General features: G+C 58.1%; 14 protein-coding genes. 7 read left to right on the forward strand and 7 right to left on the reverse strand.

Annotation, left to right across the window (positions count from 1 at the left end; genetic code table 11):
- Positions 1 to 175: 175 nt before the first annotated feature.
- Together LUU92_RS05035 and LUU92_RS05040 are read right to left on the reverse strand one after the other, a co-directional pair.
- Entirely contained in the window at positions 176 to 1,144 is a 969-nt protein-coding gene (locus LUU92_RS05035; protein WP_058422937.1) for a LysR family transcriptional regulator, read from the reverse strand.
- A gap of 97 nt (positions 1,145 to 1,241) precedes the next feature.
- Entirely contained in the window at positions 1,242 to 3,185 is a 1,944-nt protein-coding gene (locus LUU92_RS05040) for a hypothetical protein (RefSeq protein WP_257103241.1), read from the reverse strand.
- Positions 3,186 to 3,673: 488 nt separating this feature from the next.
- Between LUU92_RS05040 and LUU92_RS05045 the strand changes: the two genes are divergently transcribed.
- Genes LUU92_RS05045 through LUU92_RS05060 form a run of 4 tightly spaced genes read left to right on the forward strand, consistent with a single transcriptional unit; the run spans position 3,674 to position 8,437 of the window.
- Positions 3,674 to 5,185: an efflux transporter outer membrane subunit gene (locus tag LUU92_RS05045; protein ID WP_071488548.1), complete on the forward strand. Its 1,512-nt coding sequence runs from the start codon at positions 3,674 to 3,676 to the stop codon at positions 5,183 to 5,185.
- Positions 5,186 to 5,195: 10 nt separating this feature from the next.
- Positions 5,196 to 7,373 (forward strand): FUSC family protein, encoded by a 2,178-nt coding sequence (locus tag LUU92_RS05050; protein ID WP_257103242.1) that lies wholly within the window; start codon positions 5,196 to 5,198, stop codon positions 7,371 to 7,373.
- On the forward strand, positions 7,363 to 7,563 hold the full coding sequence (locus tag LUU92_RS05055) for a DUF1656 domain-containing protein (RefSeq protein ID WP_071488550.1): 201 nt from the start codon (positions 7,363 to 7,365) through the stop codon (positions 7,561 to 7,563). Before LUU92_RS05050 ends, LUU92_RS05055 begins: the two co-directional genes overlap by 11 nt.
- A 10-nt stretch (positions 7,564 to 7,573) precedes the next feature.
- Positions 7,574 to 8,437, forward strand: a complete 864-nt coding sequence (locus LUU92_RS05060) for an efflux RND transporter periplasmic adaptor subunit (protein ID WP_071488551.1) — start codon at positions 7,574 to 7,576, stop codon at positions 8,435 to 8,437.
- Positions 8,438 to 8,443: 6 nt separating this feature from the next.
- Here LUU92_RS05060 and LUU92_RS05065 read toward each other — a convergent pair whose 3' ends face one another.
- The 4 genes from LUU92_RS05065 to LUU92_RS05080 form a co-directional block, all read right to left on the reverse strand.
- The gene (locus tag LUU92_RS05065) at positions 8,444 to 8,902 is read right to left on the reverse strand and encodes a hypothetical protein (protein ID WP_257103243.1); all 459 of its coding nucleotides are present in this window, start codon (positions 8,900 to 8,902) and stop codon (positions 8,444 to 8,446) included.
- A complete protein-coding gene (ssp4, locus tag LUU92_RS05070) occupies positions 8,892 to 9,818 on the reverse strand; it encodes an Ssp4 family T6SS effector (RefSeq protein ID WP_257103244.1) in 927 nt (308 codons plus the stop codon). Before ssp4 ends, LUU92_RS05065 begins: the two co-directional genes overlap by 11 nt.
- 106 nt (positions 9,819 to 9,924) lie before the next feature.
- Positions 9,925 to 10,326 carry a DUF4440 domain-containing protein gene (locus LUU92_RS05075; RefSeq protein WP_071488553.1) on the reverse strand — a complete coding sequence of 134 codons (402 nt, stop codon included), beginning with the start codon at positions 10,324 to 10,326 and terminating at the stop codon, positions 9,925 to 9,927.
- Positions 10,323 to 11,522 carry an MFS transporter gene (locus LUU92_RS05080; RefSeq protein WP_257103245.1) on the reverse strand — a complete coding sequence of 400 codons (1,200 nt, stop codon included), beginning with the start codon at positions 11,520 to 11,522 and terminating at the stop codon, positions 10,323 to 10,325. Before LUU92_RS05080 ends, LUU92_RS05075 begins: the two co-directional genes overlap by 4 nt.
- A 111-nt stretch (positions 11,523 to 11,633) precedes the next feature.
- Between LUU92_RS05080 and LUU92_RS05085 the strand changes: the two genes are divergently transcribed.
- Positions 11,634 to 12,491: a LysR family transcriptional regulator gene (locus LUU92_RS05085; RefSeq protein ID WP_257103246.1), complete on the forward strand. Its 858-nt coding sequence runs from the start codon at positions 11,634 to 11,636 to the stop codon at positions 12,489 to 12,491.
- Here LUU92_RS05085 and LUU92_RS05090 read toward each other — a convergent pair.
- On the reverse strand, positions 12,488 to 13,300 hold the full coding sequence (locus tag LUU92_RS05090) for an SDR family oxidoreductase (RefSeq protein WP_071488556.1): 813 nt from the start codon (positions 13,298 to 13,300) through the stop codon (positions 12,488 to 12,490). The genes LUU92_RS05085 and LUU92_RS05090 overlap by 4 nt on opposite strands.
- Before the next feature lie 191 nt (positions 13,301 to 13,491).
- Here LUU92_RS05090 and LUU92_RS05095 point away from each other — a divergent pair, with 191 nt between their 5' ends.
- Together LUU92_RS05095 and LUU92_RS05100 are read left to right on the forward strand one after the other, a co-directional pair.
- Positions 13,492 to 17,526 carry a Tc toxin subunit A gene (locus LUU92_RS05095; RefSeq protein ID WP_257103247.1) on the forward strand — a complete coding sequence of 1,345 codons (4,035 nt, stop codon included), beginning with the start codon at positions 13,492 to 13,494 and terminating at the stop codon, positions 17,524 to 17,526.
- A gap of 10 nt (positions 17,527 to 17,536) precedes the next feature.
- Entirely contained in the window at positions 17,537 to 22,333 is a 4,797-nt protein-coding gene (locus tag LUU92_RS05100) for a Tc toxin subunit A-related protein (RefSeq protein ID WP_257103248.1), read from the forward strand.

A 22,333-nucleotide genomic window follows, 5' to 3' on the forward strand; every position in this document is an offset into this window, starting at 1 on the left:
TTATCAGAGGGCATGTTATCAAGGGAGAATTGATAAGAGCGTCTGCTCAGGTTTGTGATCGGAACGGGGGGCTTGCCCCCGAGAGCGGTGTTTCAGTCACTATGATGTGCTGACTGACGCACCGCTATCGGGTTCAAGCCCCCTCCCACATTTGATCTATATCACCTGGGAGAGATCAGTTCGCCAGGCGCGCACCGCTGAGGCTGCCACTCAATTCATACGCCACCAGTTCCGCCTGGTGCGCCGCCAGAATCTCCGGCAGCGAGCCGCGCAGGTATTCCACCCAGGTCTTGATTTTCGCATCCAGGTATTGGCGCGAGGGATAGATGGCGTACAGGTTCAACTCCTGGGAACGGTAGTTGGGCATGACCCGCACCAGGGTGCCGTTGCGCAGGCCCTCGATGGCCGCGTACACCGGCAACAGACCAATGCCCATGCCGCTGGTGATCGCGGTTTTCATCGCGTCGGCCGAGTTCACCAGGAACGGCGAGGTATTGATTGCCACGCTTTCCTGGCCTTCGGGGCCGTTGAAGGTCCACTTGTCGAGCTGGATCACCGGGCTGACCAGGCGCAGGCAGGCATGGTTGAGCAGGTCATTGGGGCGATGGGCGCAGCCCTTGGCCTTGACGTAATCCGGCGAGGCACAGGCGATGCTGTAGGTGATGCCCAGGCGCTGGGACACGAAGCCCGAGTCCGGCAGTTCGCTGGCCAGCACGATGGACACGTCATAGCCTTCGTCGAGCAGGTCCGGCACACGGTTGGCCAGGGTCAGGTCGAAGGTCACGTCCGGATGGGTGCGGCGATAGCGAGCGATGGCGTCGATGACGAAATGCTGGCCGATGCCGGTCATGGTGTGCACTTTCAATTGCCCGGCGGGGCGCGCATGGGCGTCACTGGCCTCGGCTTCGGCTTCTTCGACATAGGCCAGGATCTGTTCGCAGCGCAACAGGTAACGTTTACCCGCCTCGGTCAGTGCAATGCGCCGAGTGGTGCGGTTCAACAAGCGGGTTTGCAGATGGGCCTCAAGGTTGGAGACCGCGCGCGACACATTGGCAGTGGTGGTATCCAGTTGCACGGCGGCGGCGGTGAAGCTGCCGGCTTCGGCCACGCAACTGAAGGCGCGCATGTTTTGCAAAGTGTCCATGGAGTGTTCTCAAGGGAGATGCCAAATTGTGACATGAAGTTGCGCGCAGGTGTGTATCCGCTGGGCGCTGTCCCCTCCCGACATGGGTGGCGAAGAGTCAGGACAACGTCCAGGCCTCACTGACTTTCGCCCTATAGTGCGGCATGTATTCCTGTAGCAAGTGATTGAATGCCGCCTGCGCGCGGGCGCGGTTTTCACCGGTAGGCACGTCGAGGGCGGCGTGGGCGCGCTGTATCAGGGTTTCGGCGGCCCGGGCGAGTACCGGGCTGATGCGTTTGAGTGCGTCAATCTCCGCGGTCAGCGACGTACCGTGGGCCTGCCGGCCCAGGGTGTCGAGCAATGCATGAAAGTCATCGGCGTGCCGCTCTACGTAATCGTCCCAGCCCGGCTTCTCATCGGGGTTTTCCAGGTAGCGGAGGGCGATTGGCAGCAGATGATCCAGTGAGTCGCTGCCTAACCGGTCTTTGTGCAAGGTTTGCCGGGTGCGCAACGACTGCGCCTCGATGCCGCTGAACTGTTCAACCTGTTGCGGCAGTACCAGATTGCGGTCTTTGTCCTCCGTATGACGGGTATAGAGCACCACCGGTTGGCCGTGCTTTATCTTTACCAGCACTTGGGTGGACCACGGTCTGGCGGGATCAGGCAGCGATTCGCTGATCGAGCGGACCAGGTGTCCCCAGCCGAATGTCTGCTCGCCAATGGTATCAAGTGCTTGGTCCAGCATTTCCTTGACGACTTGCCGGGATTCTGAAGGGGCAATATCGATTGTCAGGTAATCACCGCTCAGGTGCGGGTCATCGAGCTTGCGTTGGCTGACTTCAATGGTCACGCCTTTGCCCGCCCCGCCCTGTGACGAGGCCGCTACCCCGGCAGAGAAACTCTGTATCTGGGCGATGGCGGTCAGCTTGTAGACTTTCAGCGCATCGGGGCGCAGCTGAGCAGGGTGACGCTGGATCAGCGTGTACATTTCATTCTCCAGCGGCCTATCGATGCGCGACTGTGCCTTGAGCAGCACATAGCGCTCCAGCAATGATTGGGCCTGTTTGTTGCTGGCGTGGCGGGTGGCGTTCAGCTCGGACGCTGGCACGGGTGTGCAGACCTGCCGGGTGAATTGTTTGCTGGTGGCGTCTATGTGGTTTTTCATGTCGGCCAACAGTGCCAGAGGGTCGTCGTTGTAGTGCTTGTGCGAGGCCAGGCGACGATGCGCCAACTCCGGCGCTGTTTCATACAGGCTCAGGATATCCAGGGTGATGTGTCGGTGAGTGCGTTGCAGGGTTGGCTTTATCGTGGTTTTCACCTGCAGAGCACTGAAGACATTCACCGTCGACTTGTTATGGGCCGTCAACGCGAAGCCGCGTTCGGTGATCACCGGTTGGGACGTGTTTCTCACGCTGGGCAGCTCAACATCGGTCAGGCCTGCGTCGGCCAATGCCGCCCTGACATAGGGTTGGCTCAGCGCTGAGTAGGCCAAGTGTTTCTGCAGGTTGTAGCTATCACGCAACAAGCTGGGCAGGTTCTTCGCAGTGCGACGGATACTCTCGCTTAGCGAGGTGCGAACGGAATGGCTGCGCGCATCGGCGTACTGTTCCAGGTTTTCGTATTCGCGAGCCGAAACATAGCCGATACCGAGTTGGCTGTGGGTCTGGAACTGCTTCTCGATCGATGACTTCAACTGTGCCTGCAGGCTGATGGTGCGCGTGCTTCTGATGCGCTGGTCGGCGCAGACCTTCAGGCGGGAGTCGGCTGCCAGCTGCGGCCCGGCACGCGTCTGTTGCGTTGGTTCCAATGCAACGTTGTAGCCGATATGACGGTGGTTGCTGCGTTCGCCGCCATTGCGGACATAGGCGAGTGCCGGTAATAACTTTTGCGTCAGGCGCAGATGTTTGCCAGCACTGACGGCTGCCCGGAACTGCCATTTGAGGGCGCGACACAGTGCATAGTCGGCCTCGATGTCCGGGTCCCTGGAGGTGCGGTGCCGGCGAAGCAGGTGTTCGGCCTTTTTGAAAAACGCGTAAAAGTCCGGTAATGCCTCTACCGACACCTCAAGGCTCGGCTCTCGGCTGGACAGCTTGTGGTGAAGCGCCTCTATTGACGCTCGATCGCGATGATAGTCTGCGAGCGGGACCAGCTTTTCCAGGACTCTGTCCGCAATCCAGCACACATCACGCTCCAGGGGGCGCATACCGGGTTGCAGTGGTGCTGGCGAGAGGTGTAGCTGCCTGCGCAGAACGTCAGCGGTCTGTTGTGCAGGGGCGGATATGGCTGCTTCGAAAGGGCGTGCGTTGAGGACTGAAAACATTCGGGCACTCCAGAGGGTGGAATGCTCGTTAGTGTGCTTGCTGGCAGCGCACCGCGCTGTAGGGAGAATGTCCCTGTGCCGGGATAAATAGCCCTACATCCTTGGCGCCAGCTCGGATTATCGCCTGAACGGTAACAAAGATTCACAGGAATGCCAGCTTATCGTCCGCCAAGCCGCCGCCTAGAATTGCGCCACCTCTCCCCGCAACACCCTCTCAGGAATTCACAGCAGTGCCGCGTCGCATCAGCAGAGAGCTCAAGACTCTCAGTGTTTGGGCTTTATCGTTCGCAATCAGCGGCTGCATCGGAACCGGAGGAGTAGCCCCTCAAGGCCAGTCCCTCAACGCCAATAACCTGGCTACCGACGACGCCATCCAGAGCGCCGCGCAAGACGCCCACTGGCCCACCGCACACTGGTGGCAAGCCTACGGCGATCCCCAACTGAACCGCTGGGTCGCCCTCGCTACCGAAAACAGCCCAAGCATGGCCATGGCCGCTGCACGGGTGCGTGAAGCACGGGCGATGGCCGGGGTTGCCGAGTCGGCCGAGTCGTTGCAGATCAATAGCGACACGACCCTCAAGCGTCACAACTGGCCGAAGGATCAGTTCTATGGTCCCGGTGAGCTGAGCGGTGCCAACACCTGGGACAACAATGCGTCCCTGGGCCTGAGCTACGCCCTCGACCTGTGGGGCCGTGAAAGCAATGCCAGCGAACGTGCCGTCGACTTGGCCCACATGAGCGCCGCCGAGGCGCGCCAGGCTCAGCTCGAATTGCAGAACAACGTGGTGCGCGCCTATATCCAGCTGTCGTTGCAGTACGCCAACCGCGATATCGTCGCGGCCACGCTGGCACAACAGCAGCAGATTCTCGACCTGGCCAACAAACGCCTGGACGCGGGGATCGGCACCCACTTCGACGTCAGCCAGGCCGAAACCCCGCTTCCTGAAACCCATCGTCAACTGGATGCCCTGGACGAAGACATCGCCCTGAGCCGCAACCAGCTGGCGGCTCTGGCAGGCAAAGGTCCAGGGGCGGGTGCGCAACTGCAGCGCCCGAGCCTGTCCCTCGCCGCACCCTTGAAGTTGCCATCGAGCCTGCCGGCGCAGTTGCTCGGCCAGCGTCCGGATGTGGTCGCCAGTCGTTGGCAGGTCGCGGCCCAGGCCCGTGGCATCGACGTGGCCCACGCCGGTTTTTATCCCAACGTGGACCTGGTCGGCAGCCTCGGCTACATGGCCACCGGTGGCGGCATGCTGGAGTTCCTGGCGGGCAAGAAATTCAACTACAACGTCGGTCCGGCGATCACCTTGCCAATCTTCGACGGCGGGCGCCTGCGTGCGCAATTGGGTGAAGCCAGCGCCGGTTATGACATCGCGGTCGCCAAGTACAACCAGACGCTGGTCAACGCGCTCAAAGGCATCAGCGATCAGTTGATCCGTCGCGAGTCCATGGACAAACAAGCGTCCTTCGCCGCGCAGTCGGTGGCCTCGGCGCAGAAAACCTACGACATCGCGATGATCGCCTACCAGCGCGGCCTCACCGACTACCTCAATGTGCTGAATGCGCAGACGTTGCTGTTCCGCCAGCAACAGGTGCAGCAACAGGTGCAGGCCGCCCGCCTGAGTGCCCACGCCGAACTGGTCACCGCCCTGGGCGGCGGCCTCGGTGCTGGCAGCGACGTACCGCAAGACGCCAAGACCCTCCCGAGCAAGACCCCGACGGCACTGGCCGTGTTCGATCACTGAGTAGGATTTGATGACTCCCTTGCCTGCACCGCTGCGCTGGCTGCATGCCCTTGAGTGGCGCCGTGGTTTTTTCGACTGGGTACGCAGCGACGGCGTGACCTGGGTGTATATCTTCAAGGTGCTGGCCGCCGCGTTCCTCACACTGTGGTTGGCCATGCGCCTGGAGTTGCCGCAACCGCGCACGGCGATGATCACCGTGTTTATCGTGATGCAACCGCAAAGCGGCCAGGTGTTCGCCAAGAGCTTCTATCGCTTCCTCGGCACTCTGGCGGGGTCGGCGGTGATGGTGCTGCTGATCGCCTTGTTTGCGCAGAACACCGAGTTGTTCCTTGGTGCCTTGGCGATCTGGGTGGGCATGTGCACCGCTGGTGCCACGCGCAATCGTAACTTTCGCGCCTATGGTTTCGTGCTGGCCGGCTACACGGCGGCGATGGTCGGCCTGCCTGCGCTGGCGCATCCGGACGGTGCTTTCATGGCAGCGGTGTGGCGGGTGCTGGAAATCTCCCTGGGGATTCTGTGCGCCACGCTGGTCAGCGCCGCGATCCTGCCGCAAACCTCCAGCGCCGCCATGCGCAATGCCTTGTACCAGCGCTTTGGGGTGTTCGCGCTGTTCGTCACCGATGGCCTGCGCGGGCGCAGCCAGCGTGAAGGGTTCGAGGCCAGCAACGTGCGCTTCATCGCCGAAGCCGTGGGCCTGGAAGGGCTGCGCAGTGTCACGGTGTTTGAAGACCCGCACATGCGCCGGCGCAATGGTCGGCTCAGTCGCCTCAACAGCGAGTTCATGAGCCTTACCACGCGCTTCAATGCCTTGCACCAGTTGCTCGAGCGCCTGCGCAGCGATGCCGCCGACCATGTTGTCGCGGCCATCAAACCCGGCCTGCAAGACCTGGCCGAAGTGCTCGATGGTTTTTCTGGCCGTGCGCTCACCAGCCCCGACGCGTCGCGCCTGGTCAATCAACTGAGCGCCTACAAGGACGGCTTGCCCGCCAAGGTCCGTAGCCTGCGCACCGCCTTCCAGAAAGGCGACCCCGCCGAAGCCGAACAATTGGATTTCCACACCGCCTACGAGCTGCTCTACCGCTTCGTCGACGACCTGCACAACTACGCGCAAACCCACGCGTCCCTGGCCGATCACAGCCATGCGCGCGAGCAGTGGGACGAAACCTTTATCCCGAAAACCAACTGGTTGGCTTGCGCCGCCTCGGGGATTCGCGCGTCGTTTATCTTGGTTGTGCTCGGCAGTTATTGGGTCGCCACCGCCTGGCCCAGCGGTGCGACCATGACCCTGATCGCCGCCGCCACCGTGGGCCTGTCCGCCGCCACGCCGAACCCGAAGCGCATGGCGTTCCAGATGGCCTGCGGCACGTTGATCGGTGCGGTGGTGGGCTTTGTCGAAATGTTCTTCGTGTTCCCCTGGATCGACGGTTTCCCGCTGCTGTGCGTGATGCTTGCGCCGGTGATCATCTTCGGCGCGTTTCTCGCTTCACGTCCGCAATACGCGGGTGTCGGGGTAGGCCTGTTGATCTTCTTCAGCACCGGTTCGGTGCCGGATAACCTCACGGTCTACAACCCCTACACCTTTATCAACGACTACATCGCCATGGTCATCGGCATGCTGGTGTGCGCGGCGGCGGGGGCGATCATCCTGCCGCCCAACAGCCGCTGGTTGTGGCGCCGCCTGGAGCAGGACCTGCGCGAACAGGTGGTGTATGCGATCAGCGGCAAGCTCAAGGGCCTGGCCTCGAGTTTTGAAAGCCGCACCCGCGACCTGCTGCACCAGGCCTACGGCCTCGCCGTCGGCCAGCCGCAAGTGCAGCGCGACCTGCTGCGCTGGATGTTCGTGGTGCTGGAAGTCGGTCACGCGATCATTGAGCTGCGCAAGGAACAGGCGATTCTGCCGGTGCACCCGGCATACGCCGAGTCCCAGCCGTGGCGCCAGGCGATCCGCGTGATGGGCCGCTCGCTGGTGCGGCTGTTCCTGCAACCCAGCGCGAGCAACCTGGAGCGCGGCCTCATCGCCGTCGACCATGCGATCAGCCGCGTACAGGCTACCGACGAACCCTTCGCCCCGCACTTCGACACGTCGGCCCTGCGCCGGGTGAAAAGCTACCTGCACTTTATCCGCACTTCATTGCTCGACCCGCAATCGCCACTCGCTGCCTTTAAAGGAACTGCGCATGCCCCGTGAAATCGCCTTCCACGGCATCTATATGCCGACCATGACCCTGATGTTCCTGATCGCGGCGGGGCTGGCCTGGGGTGTGGATCGCTTCCTGGCCGGGTTCGACCTGTACCGTTTTTTCTGGCACCCGGCGTTGCTGCGCCTGAGCCTGTTCGTCTGCCTGTTCGGCGCCCTGGCGCTGAGCGTCTACCGTTGAGAATGCCCCGATGAAAAAGTTTTTCAGCCTGCTCGCGACCTTGCTGGTACTGGCCTTGGCCATCTGGATTGGCCGCACGTTGTGGGTGCATTACATGGAAACCCCGTGGACCCGCGACGGCCGTGTGCGCGCCGACATCATCAACGTGGCGGCCGACGTCACCGGCGAAGTGGTCGACGTGCCGGTGCGTGACAACCAACTGGTGAAAAAGGGCGATCTGTTGATGCAGATCGATCCCGAGCACTACCGCATTGCGGTCAAGCAGGCGCAATCGCTGGTCGCGTCGCGCAAAGCCACTTGGGAAATGCGCAAGGTCAACGCTCATCGCCGGGCGGACCTGGATGCGCTGGTGATTTCGAAAGAAAACCGTGACGACGCCAGCAACATCGCCGACTCCGCCTTGGCCGATTACCAGCATGCGTTGGCGCAACTGGAAGCCGCCGAACTCAACCTGAAACGCACCCGGGTGCTGGCGGCGGTGGACGGCTATGTCACCAACCTCAACGTGCACCGAGGCGACTACGCACGCATCGGCGAAGCCAAGATGGCGGTGGTGGATATGAATTCGTTCTGGGTCTACGGCTTCTTCGAAGAAACCAAACTGCCCCATGTGAAGGTCGGTGACAAAGCCGATATGCAGTTGATGAGCGGTGAGACCCTCAAGGGCCACGTAGAAAGTATCTCCCGCGGCATCTACGACCGCGACAACCCCGAGAGCCGCGAGCTGATTGCCGATGTGAACCCGACCTTCAACTGGGTGCGCCTGGCCCAGCGGGTGCCGGTGCGGATTCATATCGATGAAGTGCCGCAGGGGGTGTTGTTGGCGGCGGGGATTACGTGCACGGTGATTGTGCGGGAGTTGTCGGGAGGTTGAGGTCGGCTATTGGCGGCGTGCGTTGGCCCTCACTTTGCGACGGCGTTTCACTCTCAAGATGCTGGTAAAACGGCGATGTTTTTTTGAGTTGAGAACCAAGATGTAAAGCAGAGCCGAGAATAGCGGCAATAGGTTGAGCAATGTCACAGCGTGGCTGCCCAGATAGGCGATCGAGAGCAAGATATTCGCGATGATCACAGTTACAAGTACTCGAAATGCATGACGGGATCCTTCCCACAACATCGCTTGGCCCACGTAGAAGATCAAGCAGAGTGCTACGCCGGTTCCGAAAGAATACTCGGTCGATAGGTGATAGAGCGCTGCGTAGTACGAGAGGCTATGCGCCATGTTGCCGGCAATCGTATTCAAGCAAAGCAGTAAGGCGCCACCCCATACCGGTAAAAAACGGTACGCATAACGTCGCCAAATTAAATACTCCCGGAAGGGGTCGACGCTATATTTCATGGCTGTCGAACTCCTCGTAGAGTGCAACGATCACGTGATTGACGTTTCCGGATAGAGTGCTGCCCGCGACAGCCAAAGTGGCGCCGATTTGGTCTTGGATCTGAGTCATGATGCTTAGGCGTATCTGGGAATTGCTGAAGCGTCTGGGCAACTGCCCAGACAACTGTTTCAGGCGAACCATTGCACTGGGGTGACGAGGGTTTTTCAGGCGTAATACTTCGGTGGTTAGCTTTGCGCGTTCCTGACGACTCATATGCCTCAAGACATCAGTGACTTCGCGCCCCGTCGAATGTTTGATCGCCATAATCGTTTTTACCGTGGCAAACGTAGTGCTTCCCGCACCGACGAGTGAGATTCCGTCTAGAGCGACGGTCATTGTCTGGTACCAACCTAACGAGTCGTAGTAGTCGTTCTCGGCGGGGTTGACGAACTCATTGTAGGTCCGCCATAGACTGTTGAGGCATTGCACGCCGCTTGCAGCCGTGCCGGCCAAAGCAACGTAGGACAAAGCAAGACTGGTACCTGCGCTGAACGGTGCCGCCGCGATTCCTGCCTTCGCAATTATGATGCCTATTACAGCCCCGCCGCAGGAACTCACGACTCCCGATGCTTCTTTCCACACCTGCGACTCACGCGGCGAACTTGCCGCCAGCTGCGCATATTCTTCTGCCGCCCTGATCGGCCCCGCCATTTCCCGCAACATCACGCGCTTGGGCCTGATACTGCACAGCGGCACAAACTCACGCAGTACCGTCACCTGATAATCACTGCCGATATGCACCACTGCGGCCCCGACGATGGCCGGGTCGGCGTCTATGGTTCGATAGAGCTTGGGCAGGTCCAGCAGACTGGTCAGCCGCTGGCGAGTAGTGGTATGCGCTTGCGGCACACCGCTTTGCAGAAAATCCCTGGGCATCCTTTCACCTGTGAGTCGACAGAGGTGAAGGAGGCTGGGGAATGTTTACTTGTAATGATGTCAGGCCGTTCGCTGTTTTTTGTAGGACGCGGCCTGAGTAGCTATGTCATTGCGCGATAAACGTTTCATGCAAATGGCGCCACAACAGTGCACCACTGGCCTGCTTCTCGAACACCACGGTTGCGCGGCGATCCGTCTGCGTGCCGCTGGCGTCCACCTGATGCTCGCGGTAAGTCACCGTCGCGCCACGTGCATGGCGATCGATACCGGCCATCTCGCTCAAGGTGATTTTCAATCCCGGGCGCATGCCGCCCAAGCGAGTGAACAGGGCATTGACCCCGGCCGCATTCACCCGTGCGCCGGTCGCCGGGGCAACCATGCTGAATTCCGGGGAGAAGCGCGCGAGCAGGTTCTGCAAGGTGCCTTCGGGCGCAACGCCGGCAAACCATTGTTCGATCTCGACATGGGTCTGGATCACTTCGTCAAAAAAATCGCTGTAATCGATCATCGGTGAGGCTCGCTGGCAGGGTGAAGCAATGCGCGTATTCGGGACGTATCCAGACGCAGCACCGCAAAAAGAGGCAGCAGGGTCAGGGCTGCCGCCATCGTGAAGGTTATGGCGAAGGAATCCAAGGCCGACAACAGTGCGCTGAGTATGGCTGCGCCCAGGCAGAAGCTCACTTGCCGATTGATGTTCCACAAGGCGCTGGCGTGGCCCATGCGTTCAGCGGGAATATCGAGAAAGGCCAGGGTCTGCGCGGTGCTGCTGCACAGGCTGCCTCCCAACCCCATCAACAAATAGGCTGGAATGATCAGTGCAGGGCCATTCAGCAACAGGATGCCCAGGCATTGCAGCAGCATGCCCGCCAACAACAACGGCTTCGGACCACAACGGTTGAACAGTTTTTTGCTGAGCAAAATCGCCAGTGCCGACGCCAGTGCCCACGGCAGCATCAAGGCGCCGGTCTGTGTGGCGTCGTACCCGAGGCCGCGAAGATAGAGTATGGCGATGAGGCTGGTACCGATAAACACACCGGGGATGCACAGGTAGATCAGCATCGCGGTGCGCAGCATTGGGCTGCGCAGCATTGGGCTGCGCAGCTGTTGGAAAATACTGCCCACGTCCAGTGGCTCACGACGGCTCGACGGCCTGTCAGGTTTTATCCATAGAACGGTCAGCAGCAGGGTCATCAACGCCAGTGGCAGATTGGCGTAGAAGATCCAGCGCCACGACACGTTGTCGACAATCAAACCACCCAGAGCCGGAGACAGCGCCGGCACCAGCAATGCCACCGACATCACTCGCGCTGTCAGTTGGCTGCGTTCAGCCGCCGGGAAATGCCGGTAAGCCATGGCCTGCCCGACGGGAATCAGCAAGCCACCGCCCAGCCCTTGCAGGGCACGCCAGCCGATCAGTGTTTCAATCGAACTCGCCTGGCCCACCGTCACCGACGCCCCGGCGAACAGCAACAGGCTTGCCGCGATCAGCGTTCGCTCCCCCATCACCGCAGCCAACCAGACACTGAGCGGAATGATCACGGTCAGGCCGATCAGATAGGCGTTGCTGATCCATGCCAGTTGTGTGACCGAGGCATGCAGTTCGTGGGCGATATCCGGGTAGGCGACCGTGGCGACAAACATGTTCACCAGGTCCAGGGCAAAACCCAATAAAAAGATCCAGGCGACTTTCGAGCGGTAGGTCATGGGTGTGATCCAGCGAGTGAAGCGGGCAGGGTAGGCGGGTCATGCTGTTTGGGATACGTCGATTTGCCTGTTACTTTGTCAAAAATATTTTGACAAAGGAGGGCGCCGCCGATGGTCAGCCTAGACCGATTCGACACCTTCAAGGCCGTGGTCGAGGCCGGTTCTCTCACCGCTGCCGCTGACCTGTTGGGCCAGACTCGCGCCGTGGTCAGCTTCAACCTCAAGCGTCTGGAAGCAGAACTGGGCGTCACTCTGCTGACCCGCAACACCCGCCAACTGGCGCTGACCGATGCCGGCGAGCGCTTCTACCTGCGCTGCACACGCATGCTCGAAGAGGCGCGACTGGCGGTGGAGGAGGCGCGCTCGGAGCATGCCCAACTCAAAGGCACGTTGCGCATCACCACCACCGTCGAATACGCATTGGCCGTGGTTGCCCCGGCGGTCGAAGCCTTCCGCCGCCTGCACCCGGACCTGGACATACACTTATCCACATCCTCCACTCACGCGGACCTGATCTCCGAGCGTTTCGACGTGGCGATTCGGTTGGGACGCTTGCTGGACTCCAATCACCGCGCGGTGCAGTTGTCCACCTTCGAGGTGTTTGTCGTGGCGGCACCGGAGTTCGCCGGGGTTGACACGCTGGAGGCATTGGAACCGTTGCCCAAATTGGCACATGGCCGTCTGACTGAGTTAAGCCTGACCGACCCCGAAGGTGGCCAACATCAGTACCGTCCCGGCAATGCCTCTCTGGTGGCCGATAGCGCGGCGGTCCTGCAAGCCTTTGCCGTGCGCGGGCATGGCGTGGCAGTGTTGCCGCAGTGGTTGGTGCAGGACGATCTGAGCAGCGGGAGGTTGGTGCGCCTGTTGCCGGACCATCGCTTCGCTCCGCAAGGGGTCTATGCGATGTATCCGGACACTCGGCATTTGCCGCTTAAGGTGCGGGCATTTATTGATTTCATGAAGGGCTAGAGTGAGCCCGCCAGACCAAAACGCTTCTTCAACACCCTCTCCAACAACCCCTTGGGCAACAGCGCCGCCATCAATGGCAACGCGCGGCTGCCGTTGCCCGAACGCAGCAGGCGCGGCGGTTGCGACTGTTGCACGGCCTTGAGCACATCCGCCGCAAACTCATTGGCGGGTGTCGGCTTGTCCTGCGACGCCTGGCTGCGGGCGCGGATGCCGTCGCGCAATGGCCACCATGGCGATTGCTCGTTGATCAACAATTCAGCCTGGACGCCGGCGTTTTTTGCGAAGCTTGTATTGATAGCGCCGGGCTGCACTTCCATGACCCGCACGCCAAACGGCGCTAACTCCATGCGCAGGGCATCGCTCAAGGCATGTACGGCCGCTTTGGATGCGCAGTAGGCACCCGCAAACGGTGTCACCAGCACACCGGACACACTGCCGATATTCACCACCAGGCCTTTGCGTTTGCGCAACGCCGGGAACAGCGCTTGGGTCACGCCGATGATGGAAAACACATTGGTTTCGAATTGGCGTTGCATCGCCTCGGTGCCGCCGTCGAGCAAGGGGCCCATGGCACCGTAGCCGGCATTATTGATCAGCACGTCCAGCTCGCCCCATTGCTCGGCCAGGTGTTTCAAGGCGGCATTGTCGTTGACATCCAGTTGCACAGCATTGAAACCGGCCGCGCCGAGGGTCGCGACATCTTCTTCACGACGGGCGCTGGCCCACACGTCATAGCCTGCTGATTTGAATGCATTTGCCAGGGCGCGGCCGATGCCGCTGGAGCAGCCGGTGATGAGTACGTTGGGCATTGCTCAGTCCTTGGGCGATCTCAGAGTGGATAGGCACCCTACTGTAGCAGTCGTGCAAACAAAAATAGCCAGGACCTGGCTGTGCACGCCGACGGAAGAGGGCGCCAACCTGTCAGCTTTCACAGGTTCGTGATGGCGTAAAGACGCTTAGAGTTATCTCAGGATCCTCGGTCAATGCGGGTGAGCTGAAAATGAAATCCAAAGACAAAAAAACGACTGCGTCCAAACCGCCAGCTACTGTGAAAGCAAATGCTAAACCCAAGGCCGCGGCAAAAGCACGGCAGATCGAGGCGTCCTCCAAGGCGGCTGTCAACCCGGTTTTCAACGCTCGTTTGATACAGGGCTTGGTGACTGACGCATCGTCGAAAGAGGCCAGGAAAGGCAAAGTCAGTTTTGTCGAGGCCATGACCAAGATGGGGATGACTTCGGTGTTCGATATTATCCGCGAGCCCGAGTCGGTATTTGTCGAGCGCTTAGGCAAAGTGTGTGATGCCGATGGGACTCTGGCTTATAGAAATGCGCTGTGCTACGCCGGGCAGATTGGTAGTCTCTACCGCGAACATCGGGTCTCCAGCGGCAAGTCTCAGCCGCTCAGCCAATCGAGTGGTGTGCGCAGCCTGGTCAATATCGGTCCCAGCTACACCAACCTGTTCAATGAAAACTGGCACGAGTTCTGCAAAGTCGGTGCCCTCGCGGCGATGGACTCCCCTGTCGCGTATCTGCGGTCGATCTACCGTTTAGCCACGAAAACACTGGAGCCAGGTGGGCAAGGCACCTCGACCAAGATTTTATTGGACACTCGCCGCCCCGACCTTAAGAGTCTGCTTATCGACCACCACAGCACATTCACTCCACGGCCCATGCTGGAACTGGTCAACGGCGTGCTGGAGGCCGGGATCAAACAGTATTTGCAAGGCACGCCCGACGCCGACAAGCCCATCTATGACGTGTTGGCCGAGCGCAAACATCCCTTTATCTTTCCGTACAACTTCGCGCACCATCAATGCATGTTGGGGCTGGGGGGTAAGAAACCTGCATTGGGCGAACTGAATTATCGGATCAGTTTGAAGTTGCCGCTCGGTCGATGGTCAAGAAATGCTTATGGTGCGGTGCAAAACTCGCGGTTTGAGGCTCAACGGTTATTGTCGGGTTTAAGCGCGGAACAGCAAAAAATATTGACGGAGCCTTCGTTGTTTACGACGTTCTATGTGAGCGAATCGTCGATGACACCGTTTTGGCAGGGGCCTGGTACTGCTTATTTATCGCCTTACAAGCCACTGGACGTGGGGTATTTGGTTTTGCCGGGTCAACCTGCGGTTAAGGTGGTCGTTCAACCTGCTCAGGTACTTGTAAACACTCATACCACAACCAATAAGGCAACGCTTGTATTTTCTAAACAGAGCGCGCCATCGCTAGAAGCAGACGTTGTTCTCCGAAGCAGCACCCCAGAAAGTACGAATACATGGGCGCTGAATTTTCGTCATATAGCCACCGCCTACACGATCGGTCCACGAATAAATCCGCCCTCTGCACTTTCAGAAAATAGGGAAGGTTATTACACGACTTTCAATCTGACCCTGGCGACTGGCGAATACGCGAATCCCACGTATCTTTCCACGTTAAGCTTCACACTCGTACTTGGCGACTTCAATAATATGACAGGTGAGTCGAATGCATTCTTCCTTGAGTATTTTGGTGTTGAAGTTAGCGAGCGACTGGTGTCGCTCACAACCTTTCTACAACAGACTGAACTCAATTCTACTCAGGTAGAGGCGCTGTTGTCGCAGCGCACTCATTATCCTCGATTATCGCCTAACTGCTTGGCGACTAACGTGCAAATGCTCAAAGGTGGCATGGCCGCTTATTATGGTTCCTGCTACGTCAATGGTCATGGTTCTGACCGCTATGACACTCTGCAACCACCCACTGCCGCGTCAATCGTGGCTGATAAATATGACAACGCCATGGGTCTCAAGGAAGTCCAGGAGTCTAGGGGACCTGCCTGGTATTTGACCAAAACCTCCTTGAATCGCTTTGACCGTTTGCAGCGAATGATTCGTTTACAGCGCTGGACTGGCATCGCCTACGCCGAATTAGATACGCTGGTGATATCCGCTATGCGCAGTGAAAAAAACCTGACGCTGGATCCCAACCTTAATACGCTGCGCGCCTTGGGAGTGTTTCGCCATCTACATCAGCATTATTCCATCGAGTCTGAAGAGTTTGCGGCGCTCATGCATGACATCACACCGTTTACGACGGGCAAGGGGATACCGCTTTTTGATCGAATCTTTAACTTTCCGGTGTTATTCGGCAGACCCTTTATATTGGATCAAGGGTCGTTCACCGTTGATAACCCCGATGAGGGTTCAAAAACTACGTTGGCGCAACTGGCGGCAGGCTTGGGCTTAGAAGTCTCCGATGTTTCTTTGCTGTGTTTGGTCCGGCAAACGAAGCAGTATGTTTCTTCTACGTTACGGCGAGACTTAACCACGGTTTCGTCCATTTATCGACAAGCGCGTGTTGCTCAATTATTTGGCTGGTCCGTATGGGAGTGTTCGGGAGTACTTAGGTTATTGGGGGATGTAGAGTATGTACGAGTATTGTGTAGAGGCCATTTGCTTTTGCCACCTCCGACACCTGTCGATTTGATTGAGCTTGTTGCTTACGATCCTAACACATCCCCGAAAATGCAAATTAACTTGCTACTTGCCGCTGATAGTCAGCAATCAGGCGACCTGCTGACGTTGTCGCCGGGGTCGCGGTTAGAGGTGCTGCAGGGCAATCAATTCAATACCGATCAGACGCCGCGAATCTTTAGTTTTAGACGACAACCTAATGCTCCGGATCTTGAAAAGTTTCTGAAAAATTCCGACGGTACTGATTTGACACTCGATCCCGTTTCCGCCGGCAACATCCTGGAGTTGGGAGGCAAAACCATCACTAGAGATGCGTGGGTTGAAATTTCAAAAATGGATCCAGCTAGACTCGGATATTTTTACGTCAAGTCTGGTAACAGTGCAGGGGTCGAGTTGGCAATAGCTCGTATATCCTTGATTACTGGCGAAAGCCCCCCACCCGATATCCTCGATGTACTCATGCACTTGGACTGGTTCCATAACTACCTCAAAGACTCTCGGCAAAACGTTTCCGATGTGCTGCGCCTACTGGGGCTGGAGGAGGCCGAATATGTACCCGCACAGGACTTGAATGACCGCTTGGCCAAGCTGACTACGGATATTCGCGCGACACTGATCACCCCTCAGGACATTCTCAATCTCAACTTGCCTACCCATGAGCAACTGCCCAAGGGGCGCAAGCGCCGCGCGCCTGGAGACACGATCAATTGGCCCCAGGTGTTATCGCCCTTGCTCGATAACAAAGGGTTGGTGAAAGCCTTACCGCTTGAATTGATCGAGAACGTTCAAGGTCAATTGGAAGTGGCCTTGGGCGTAGAGCTTGCCAAACTCAGCCTTTCAGCCCAAGACCGCGCCAGCAGCCTGGAAAAACTCAGCGGGCTTTTATTGAACGGCCATGACCGGCAGTTGCGGCTTATCGAAGGGTTGGCCCAAGAATGGGTGAACTTGCCAATGGATCGCACTCAAGTCGTGGTTCGATGGGCGAAAGATTCGGTCTATCAGTTGCTGTCAACCGTGCTGGTTTCTTCAACCGCGCCCACCTTGATCGACAGACTGAAAACAGTGTTACGCCACGCCAAGGCAGCTTTGCATTTGCAACTGAGTACGGGATCACTGCGTCTGTTCTTGACTCGGCCGGAATGCCTGGGGACTGAGGGTGGTGTTGGTTTGACTCTGGAGAGCTTTTATTTACTTGAGCGCTACAGCCATTGGTTTCGCGGCCAGGACCACTCCGAAGAAGCGTTGCTGGGGTATTTCCTGACGGTAAACCCGGCGAAGGAGCGGTTGCGTACACGAGCCATGCGCAATGCCATCAATGAAGATGCGAGCGCAGTGCTGGCCAATTTATTGAACTGGGATCCCCAATCCATCCGCCAGCTTTTTCAACTGTTGCCAGATGGGCGCGCCACCTCAATGGCACAGGTGGATTGGGTGCGGCGTTGTCAGCAGGCCTGTTTCGATAGTGGTCTGACGGCAGACGAGTTGCTGAACGCCACGCGGTTGCATGCCGAAAGCACCAAGGAAACTTGGGCCGTCGTGGGGCAAGCCGCAGTGGCCGCCGGCCAGCGCGGCGTAGCACGTATTTGAGGACACGATCTTGACGACGTCCATCGAAAGCCAACTCAACGAGGCCCTGCGTGATGCCCTCGTGGCCTACACGTTAAACGAAGTGGTGCCGAACGCTGCGCAATTTGTGAGTGCCGGGTTGAGCGGCCAAATCAAAACCCCCAACGACCTGTACCAGTACTTGTTGATCGATAACCAGGTCAATAACGTGGTGAAAAGCAGCCCGGTCGCTTCGGCCATTGCCAGCGTGCAGCAGTACATCAATGCCGCACTGATGAGCATGGAACCTGGGTATGAAATCAAGGTGATGGAGCAACACCTGATTACTCAGTGGCGCGATATCCAGAGCCAGTACCCGATCTGGGCCGCTGACCAGCAGTTGCGTTATTACCCGGAGATCTACATTCACCCGCAGTTGCGGATGAACAAATCGACGTACTTCCGGCAACTGGAAATCGACCTTAACCAGAACAAAATCACCCTCGACACGGCTCAGGAGGCCGTCAAGAATTACCTGAACAACTTCGAAGAAGTGGCCAATTTGTCGATCATCAATGGCTATATCACCACCGATGACTTCAAGAACGGTAGGTACTACTTCATCGGTAAGTCCCGCGGCGAAAACCAATATTACTGGCGCTCGGTGGACATGTCCCAACGCTCACTGAAGAACATCAATCAACCCGACGGGCCCAAGGTCGACTTCCCACAATCGGGAGCCTGGTCGGATTGGCACAAGGCAAGTCTGCCGATTTCCGCCAGCGCCATCGAGCACACGATTCGTCCGGTGTATTTCAATAACCGGTTGTTTGTATTTTGGGTCGAGTTGATTGACCGCCACCCTGAAGCCTTGACGGTTGAAACCAGTAAACCGCCGGAGCCGGGTACATCTGTGACGACAGTCAACGTCAAACCCATGTTGCACATGAACATGGTGTACGAGAAATACGATGGCAGCTGGAGTGTGCCGCACACGGTGATTGAGGCGTGGAGTGAGGCGGCGTTGTTCAAGGCACCGGGTGTGATGGCGTTGATTGACAGTATTGCGGTGCAGGACAGTTCGAGTTCACCGGACTCGATGTTTGTGGCGATGTATGCGGGGTATGAAGCGGGCGCGGCACTTAATGGTTCACAGGACAAATATGCATTTTTAGCGACGGCGTTTATTGATAGAAATCTTATACCTGTGCGCTCGTTCCCCAGCGTCGGTTATGTGCCTGGGATGGAAACGATCCCGGACCTGAAAAAGCCCATAGTGTTGAGTCTGGGTCGGCTGTTTGCCGAGCAGAACAAAGACCGCTTACAGTTCAGGTCGCCCAGGCCAAAAATCGGCGTTAAATCTGTTGAAACGGAGTCGCCGAATCCGAACCACAATGACTGGAATTATGGGGGCTGGCAGTCAACGAAAATTGTTGATCCGCTAAAAGGTGTGGATGTAAAAGTTGATATTGAAACACAGAGCCTGGTTTTTGAGTCAACAATAAAGCAGGGCTTTTCGATCGCCGGTCCCGGTGTTGCAACTGAAAAGGTTATAAGTTTGACGACTTATGGCACTTCTTGTCAGTGGGCGTTGGTGTTGAAAATCTCTAATGCTTCACCTGTTTCACGGGAAGTTCTTCTGGAAGGATCAAGGATTGAAATGTACTCTAACAGCCCTATTCTAAGGGCGGGTCTGTATGGGTTTAATTTGGATTTAAATGGCGGAAGCCCATTTTATGGTTTTTTAATGAGACCCGACCCCTATGGAATGATTTCATTTCCAGAGTTGCCTTATGGTACTTTCCCTCTTCACGGCAACTACGTTTCAAGACCTGCATTCGAAGCGATAGGGCTAGATTGGACTGTTGGTGTAAGAGAGATAAGTACGGGGTTTTTGAACAGTTATAGAGTTTTTGCGATGACGTCGAACGCAGTAATAGTGCATCGCTTTCGCCATCATATTATGCGGCCGTCAGATTTAAATGCTGTGACGGGCTCTAGAGTTTATTTAAAAACGTCGTCTTGGTCGTTTGATAGAAGTCCTCCGGATAGGCAGCGCGTGTCGATACCTATCGATGTGCAAACACTATTACCTGACTGGGGGATTAACTGGCCAGCTAACTCAAAGAAAATACCCTTCATTCATGGTGTCGAAGTAAACAGAACTGACTGGACCACCGTCGGCAATGTGCTCAAGGTCACTTACGTCGAGCTCGAAATCCTCCCTAACGTCGCTCCCCTTTTTATAGCCCCCCGCCTCAACACCCGCCCCAGCCCCACCCTGGGCGTCGCCGAGTTCATCGATTTTCGCGGATCGGGCATCGAGAAAACCGACGGTAGCAGCACCGTCAATCGCCAACCCATCCGTATGAACACCCTGTTCGCCCGCGAGTTGATCAACAAAGCCAATATCGCCCTGGAAAACCTGCTGGACTGGCGCACCCAATTGCTGGAGGAGCCACCCCTCGATCCGCCGGCCGCCCATAACCTCATGGATTTTCGCGGTGCCAATGGCAAGTACTTCTGGGAGCTGTTTCTGCACCTGCCGTTTTTGGTCAGCCAGCGCATGTACCTGGAGCAACAGTTCGATGAGGCCGAGCGCTGGTTGGGGTTTATCTTTGACCCGGTACGCAAGTCAGACTCATGGGGCCGCCCGGACTACTGGAACGTACGGTCCCTGATAGAAGACCCGGACCTGGACGCGGTGAGCCGTGCCCCCGCCGACGCGGATGGCATCGCCGAAAGCAATCCGGTGCGTTACCGCAAGGCCGTTTACCTGCACTACCTGAAAAACCTGCTGGGCCGTGGCGATGCCGCCTACCGGCAACTGACTCCCGACAGCCTCGGCGAAGCCAAGTTGTGGTACGTGCGTATCCTGGACCTGTTGGGCCCGCGTCCGGACGTGAAACTGGTGGACCACTGGACCCCTATCACCTTGCAAACCTTGGCGAACAGCAGCAGCCGAGAATTGCGCGACTTCGAGCAACGGCTGATCGAGCAGGACCAACTGCGCGATGACAACTCCCCCGAAGCGCCGTATTACTTTGCCGAGCCCGCGCTGCGCCTGCGCACCTTTACCCCCGACCTGACCCTCGGTGATCTGGACAGCGGTCACCTGCGCTTGGCGTTCAACCAGGAACTGGTGCATACCTGGGACCTGGTCGAGTCACGCCTGAACAACCTGCGCAACAACCGCACCCTGGACGGTAAGGCCTTGTCGCTGCCGTTGTTCGCCGCACCACTGAACCCCCGTGACCTGCTGGCGGCCTTTGGCCAAGGCGCTGCCGCGGGAGGCGCCGGGCGTTTGCTGACGCAAGGGGTGCCGCCGTATCGCTTCAATGTGATGCATGCCGCGGCCAGCAACGCGGTGGATACCCTGATTCAATTCGGCCAGACCCTGTTGTCGCTGATCGAGCGTAAAGAGCAAGCGCAGTTCCAGGAGCTGCAACAGCAACAGCTGTGGGAGTTCGCTCGCTTTGGCATCGAGTTGCAAACTCAGGCGCTGAAGGTCGATGAGGAACAGCGCAAAGCGCTGGAGGCCAGTAAAGCGATCGTGCAAGGGCGCCTGGAGTTTTATCGCAAACTGGCGGATGAGGGGGTGAACACCGGCGAACAAGCGGCGGCGGGGTTGCACCTGGCGGGTCGGATCGCCGACGGTGTGGCAGCGGTGGCAAATGCGCTGGGTGCGGGGCTGAAACTGCCGCCCAACGGGGCCGGTGGCGGTGGCGGTGGGGTGGGGGGCCTTTGCCCGGGCATACCACCGACTCCAAGCGCGGGTGCTTTTGCTTATGCCTCCGTAGGCGGTTGGCGGCTGGAGGGAGTACCGCAAATGGTCGCGGCCGTCGCGTACGGCGTGGCAACGCTGAGCCATGCCACCGCTGAATCCCTTGACCGCACCGAGCAGTTTCGTCGACGCCATCAGGAATGGATACAGGCCCGTGACCAGGCCGACCTGGAGATCGCGCAGATCGACGCTCAGCTGGCGGTGCTGAATGAACAATCTGCGGCGAATCGCATACAGCTGCGTCAGGCCGAGTTCGCTCAGGAGCAGGCGAAGCTCACGTATGAATTTCTCGGCAGGCGTTTTAGCAATGCGCAGTTGTATCAATGGCTCAATGGCCAGTTCTCCACGTTCTACTATCAGGTCTATGACGCCACCTTGGCGCTGTGCTTGTCAGCGCAGACCTGTTGGCAATTTGAGATCGCCGACTTTACCAGCCGGTTTATCCAGACCGGCGGCTGGAACGACAGTCGGCGTGGGCTGGGTGCGGGAGAGACGTTGAAGCTGCAACTGTTGAAAATGCGCTCTGCCTACCTGGTACGTAACGAGCGACTCCTGGAGATCACCAAGACCGTGTCACTCAGACAGTTGAAGGCCATGGATGACGATCCTGCGTTGATCAATCAAGACTGGGAAACAATGCACAAAGCCTTGAAAAACGGGGATGCGATCAATTTCGAACTGAGCGCGAAGATGTTTGAAGATGACTACCCCGGTACCTCCCAGCGACGAATCCAGCGCATGGGTGTGTCTTTGCCGTTGGCTCTAGGCCTGTACGAGAACATCAGTGCGATCCTGACTCAAAGCTACAACGCAGTGGAAATGGGCGGCAGTAAACTGGAGAACCTGCGCCCCGGCCAGCAAATTGTCTTATCTCACGGGGATAACGACGACGGCCAATTCACCGGCGACGACGAGCGCTATCTCCCCTTCGAAGGCACTGGTTCGATCTCCCGGTGGCACCTTGCATTTACCGAGCAAAATCCGCAGATACGTGAGCGGCACATCGAATCGCTGCAAGACATCATCCTGCACCTGAGTTACACCGCTAAACCCGGCCAGGAGTAG

This window comes from Pseudomonas extremorientalis (assembly GCF_024584605.1).
GTDB lineage: Bacteria > Pseudomonadota > Gammaproteobacteria > Pseudomonadales > Pseudomonadaceae > Aquipseudomonas > Aquipseudomonas extremorientalis.